4 protein-coding genes are annotated in these 4,160 nt (G+C 36.5%); 3 read left to right on the top strand and 1 reads right to left on the bottom strand.

Going from position 1 to position 4,160, the window contains the following annotated elements:
- Positions 1-1,582, top strand: a 1,582-nt coding sequence (locus tag E1171_RS05930) for a sodium:solute symporter family protein (protein ID WP_155205043.1), incomplete at its 5' end; no start/stop codon positions are given.
- A gap of 221 nt (positions 1,583-1,803) precedes the next feature.
- The gene (gene murB / locus E1171_RS05925; RefSeq protein ID WP_155205041.1) at positions 1,804-2,820 is read left to right on the top strand and encodes a UDP-N-acetylmuramate dehydrogenase; all 1,017 of its coding nucleotides are present in this window, start codon (positions 1,804-1,806) and stop codon (positions 2,818-2,820) included.
- A 126-nt stretch (positions 2,821-2,946) separates the two neighbouring features.
- Here the strand turns inward: murB and E1171_RS05920 are convergent, their stop codons facing one another.
- Positions 2,947-3,429: a deoxycytidylate deaminase gene (locus E1171_RS05920; RefSeq protein ID WP_155205038.1), complete on the bottom strand. Its 483-nt coding sequence runs from the start codon at positions 3,427-3,429 to the stop codon at positions 2,947-2,949.
- 154 nt (positions 3,430-3,583) lie between these two features.
- Here E1171_RS05920 and E1171_RS05915 point away from each other — a divergent pair, with 154 nt between their 5' ends.
- On the top strand, positions 3,584-4,123 hold the full coding sequence (locus E1171_RS05915; RefSeq protein ID WP_155205036.1) for a DUF2911 domain-containing protein: 540 nt from the start codon (positions 3,584-3,586) through the stop codon (positions 4,121-4,123).
- The last annotated feature ends 37 nt before the right edge of the window (positions 4,124-4,160 follow it).

Here is a 4,160-nt window from a genome sequence, read left to right as displayed (position 1 = left end):
AGCAGGTAACTGGCTTTGGTGGAATATGCTAGCCGGAGGCATGTTGACTACTTTCTTTTTTGCCAAATACTGGCGAAAAGCCAATGTATTAACCGATATTGAATTTATTGAAAAAAGATACTCCGGTAAAGCCGCAACCTTTTTAAGAGGGTTTCGAGCTATCTACTTGGGACTTTTTATTAACGCTTTAATTATTGGATGGGTAAATGTAGCGCTTGGCTCTTTACTTGAGGTATTTTTTAACATTCCAGAAGATCAAACGATTTACTACATTGCTGTAGCCATGTTTTTGGTGGTGTTGTACTCTAGTATGTCAGGATTACTAGGTGTGGCTTTTACCGATGTAATCCAATTTGTAATTGCGATTACCGGTTGCATTATTTTAGCGGTTTTAGTGATCAATTCACCTCAAATTGGAGGAATTGACGGCTTAAAGGCTAAGTTACCTGCAGAGGCCTTTAGCTTTTTCCCACGAATTGGTTCATCTGAATCTGTTCCTGTTGGAACACTAGCCCTCAGTGTAGGGAGTTTTCTTGCTTTTATCACTATTCAATGGTGGGCTAGTTGGTACCCAGGAGCCGAACCCGGGGGAGGAGGTTATGTAGCACAGCGAATGATGAGTGCCAAAGATGAAAAAAGTGCAGTAAATGCTACATTGCTTTTTCAAATTGCACATTATTGCATACGACCATGGCCATGGATCCTAGTAGCTTTAGCAGCCTTGGTACTATATCCTGATCTGTCTGATGATGATAAAAAACTAGGTTATGTAATGGCCATGAAAGATTTTCTTCCGGCAGGCTTAAAGGGATTATTATTAGTAGCCTTCTTTGGAGCTTATATGAGTACAATATCCACCCAATTGAATTGGGGAACAAGTTATCTGGTCAATGATGTTTATAAGCGCTTTATTCAGCCTAGGGCAACAGAAAAAAAATATATTCTGGCGTCCCGATTGGGGACTTTAATGCTCATGTTAGTCGCTCTTTACGCCACTACCCAGATCACAAATATTTCTCAAGTTTGGATGTTTATTATGGAATGTGGTGCTGGATTAGGATTAGTACTTATTTTAAGATGGTATTGGTGGAGGATTAATGCATGGAGTGAAATTACAGCTACAATTGTCCCGTTTTTGGCCTATTTTTTAGCACGTTATGTTTTCGATTGGATCTTTCCAAACAGTTTCTTTTTTACTGTTGGGTTTACAACTATAGCCTGGATTTTGGCTACCTTTATTGCTCGCCCTACAGAAAAAGAAAAACTAAAAAAATTCTTTATACAAATTCGGCCTAATGGAAATTGGAGACCCTTTCAATCTAATGCTGAAAGAAAAGAAAGTAAAAGAAATATCTTTAATTTACTAATCTGCTGGATTAGCGCCGTTGTATTGGCTTACTCCATCCTCTTTTTATTAGGAAGCCTTATTTTTAAAGAATGGAAAGAAGCAGGTATTTATGGAGGGGCATTTATTATTGCTTTTGGATTCCTTCGATATTTCTCTCAAAAGGTCAATATTTTTGGAAATGACGATCAGGAATTAGAAAAAGATTCTGCTTCCACCAAAAAAGCGTATGCATAGAGACAAACTTAAATTCTCATTTAAATCATTTTTTAAAGTTTATTGATCTTAATTTCATCTTCCCCTACCAAAAACAACCAAAAGACAAATAAATCAGCCTTTTGGTTGTTTTTGGTTTAAGAAATAATCTGCTTTGTGCTTCGTTTTCCAGAACTCCAAGAACTTTGCTTGAACAGTAATTGTTGGAACAACTTTTGCTACAGTCTATTTTTTGTTAATTAATGGAAATTCTTAGAAATACCTCACTCAAACCGTTTAATACCTTTGGTATTGATGTAAAAGCTAAATTCTTCTGCTCAGTTACATCAATCCAAGAGTTAAAAGATGCCCTAAATAACCCTCTTTTTATAGATCTTCCCAAATTAATCCTGGGTGGAGGCAGCAATGTACTCTTTACCAAGCCCTTTGAGGGATTGGTGATTAAACTAGAATTGAAAGGGAAAGAAGTGATCAAGGAAGACGAAAATCACGCCTGGATTAAGGTGGGTGCTGGAGAAAATTGGCATAATTTCGTACTACATACTATTTCATCCGGATATTCAGGATTGGAAAACCTATCTCTTATTCCTGGAACAGTAGGGGCGGCACCCTTACAAAACATTGGGGCATACGGAGTGGAGGTAAAAGAAAGCATTGAACACCTGGAAGCTTTTAACATAAAAGAACAGCAAATTCAGGTTTTCCAAAATCAGGAATGTCAATTTGGATATCGGCACAGTATTTTTAAAAATGAATTGAGAGGCCAATTCATCATTTTAAATGTAACTTTCAAATTGAATAAAAAGCCCGATTTCAAAATTTCCTATGGAGCTATCAAGGAAACCCTGAATGAAATGAAAATAGACACCCTTTCACCAAAAGTGGTAAGTGAGGCAGTAATTAAAATTCGGCAAAGTAAATTACCGGATCCAAATCAAATAGGTAATGCGGGAAGTTTTTTCAAGAACCCTTACATCAGCATCCATGAGTTAAAAATTCTGCAAAAAAACTATCCAAACATTCCATTTTATCCTCAATCAAATGAAACAGTAAAAATTCCCGCTGGCTGGTTGATTGAAAAAAGTGGGTGGAAAGGTAAAAATTTAGGAAATGCCGGAGTTCACGAAAAACAAGCCCTGGTATTAGTGAACAGAGGAAATGCCCAAGGAAATGAAATCAAAATGCTGGCTGAAGAAATACAATCTTCTGTAGAAGAAAAATTTGGGATAAAGATTCACCCCGAAGTCAATATTTTATAAGCCAATTTAGACGCGAATAATCGCGTCTTCATTCTTAAAAAACATTCCTTATTCTTCAACTATTAAACATTAAAGTCCCTCCTTTAGAAGAAGGGCTTCTTTAGTAGCAAAAAAACAACTTCCTTCTTAAATTAAATGAGTAACATTGGCTATATCTCCAGAGTATTTTTGAGTTTTTACCCCAAAACGTTCTAAAAAATCCAACCCTTCATCTTTTTCAAGCCCTTTGAACTCCGCATAAGATTTTAGATAAATGACCTTCTCAATATTCATACTATAAATGATACGAGCACAGGCCAAACAAGGAGAAAGTGTAACATACATAGAAGCCCCCTCCACCGAAGCTTTATTTTTCACGGCATACATAATAGCATTTTGCTCTGCATGAATAGCCAGAGAACAACTTCCCTTCGAATCCCTCTCACAACCCTTTTCAGGCCATTGTTCATCACAATTATGCGTACCCGCAGGTGGTCCATTGTATCCTATGGAAATAATTCTGGTGTCCTTAGCTAATACAGCCCCTACATGCCGGTAAATGCAGTGTGATCTTTGGGCCAGGTTAACAGCCAATTCCATAAAAATATCATCAAATGCAGGTCTCTTCATCAGCAAAAAGGTTAAATTCTAAAAAAAAACAAAAAAAACTGGAATCAACACCTCTACAAGTTTATATTTAGATTTCAATTGAAAACACTTTTTTAATTCTCTTAAAAAAATGAAACTTTAATCTAGTAGACAGGACAAATTTAATTGAATCCTTATGAAGAACAAACTTTTAATTCCCGCCATCATTTTTGGAGTTTTAATCATTTTAAATTCAAATTCTTATGGGCAAGAAGCCCTAAAACCACGTCCAAGCCCACTAAGTGTGACAACTATGAAATTTGAAGACACTTATGTTAAAATCACCTACAGCCGTCCACATAAAAGAGGGCGAGAAACCTTTGGCAGTGAACTGGCCCCCTTTGGAGAAGTTTGGAGAACAGGTGCCAATGAAGCCACAGAAATAACTTTAACTGGAGATATAAAACTGAATGGTCACAAAATTAAAGCAGGGACTTATTCTATATTCACCATCCCCCAAAAGGAAAAATGGACAGTTATTATAAATAAAGGTTTAGGCCAATGGGGAACTTATGATTACGATAAATCTTTAGACCTAGTTCGCTTTGAAGTTCCTGTAGAAATGACTGAAATCATATTTGAACCCTTTACCATAAGTTTTGAGGAAAAGAATAAAGATAATGTACTCAGCATGCAGTGGGATAAAACAAAAGTCAGTATTCCTCTAGAGTTCTGATACTTCGAGAAGATAAAATTCGTTTTGAAAGGGCTTG

Source organism: Xanthovirga aplysinae (assembly GCF_009711365.1).
Lineage (GTDB): Bacteria > Bacteroidota > Bacteroidia > Cytophagales > Cyclobacteriaceae > Xanthovirga > Xanthovirga aplysinae.
Note: the sequence above shows the minus strand (reverse complement) of the source record. Positions and strands in the feature narration are given on the sequence as shown.

Excerpts from the sequence above, each read along its gene's own strand:
- E1171_RS05915 (WP_155205036.1), top strand. The coding sequence starts at position 3,584 with ATGAAGAACAAACTTTTAATTCCCGCCATCATTTTTGGAGTTTTAATC.
- E1171_RS05920 (WP_155205038.1), bottom strand. The coding sequence starts at position 3,429 with ATGAAGAGACCTGCATTTGATGATATTTTTATGGAATTGGCTGTTAAC.
- murB (WP_155205041.1), top strand. The coding sequence starts at position 1,804 with ATGGAAATTCTTAGAAATACCTCACTCAAACCGTTTAATACCTTTGGT.